The sequence below is a fragment of the Peterkaempfera griseoplana genome (genome assembly GCF_001418575.1).
Taxonomy (GTDB): Bacteria; Actinomycetota; Actinomycetes; order Streptomycetales; family Streptomycetaceae; genus Peterkaempfera; species Peterkaempfera griseoplana.
On sequence record NZ_LIQR01000437.1, the window covers coordinates 6597 to 7069 of the forward strand.

Genomic DNA, 473 nt, shown 5'->3' on the forward strand with positions numbered 1-473 from the left:
AGGTCGCCCCGGCGATCGCGGTGGGCACCCCGATCATCCTCAAGCCGGCCCCCAACACCCCGCTCTCCGGCCTGATCATCGGCGATCTGCTGGCCGAGACCGAGCTGCCTGCCGGTTCCTGGAGCATCCTGCCGATCGCCAACGACCGGATGCCCGCGCTGGTGCAGGACGAGCGTCTGCCCGTCATCTCGTTCACCGGCTCCGAGAAGGTCGGCTACGCGATCATGGACTCGGTTCCGCGCAAGCACTGCACGCTTGAACTCGGCGGCAACGGAGCGGCGGTCGTGCTGGCCGACTTCGCGAGCGACGAGGACCTCGACTGGGCCGCCACCCGCATCGCCACCTTCTCCAACTACCAGGGTGGCCAGTCCTGCATCGCCGTGCAACGCGTGATCGCCGACGCCTCGGTGTACGAGCGCCTGCTGCCGCGCATCGTGGCCGCCGTCGAGGCCCAGGTCACCGGTGACCCCTCC

1 protein-coding gene is annotated in these 473 nt (G+C 69.6%); it reads left to right on the forward strand.

The annotated features are described in order from the left end of the window. Positions 1-473 (forward strand): aldehyde dehydrogenase family protein (locus tag AOK09_RS42645; RefSeq protein ID WP_245687525.1); only part of this gene is annotated, 473 nt, incomplete at both ends.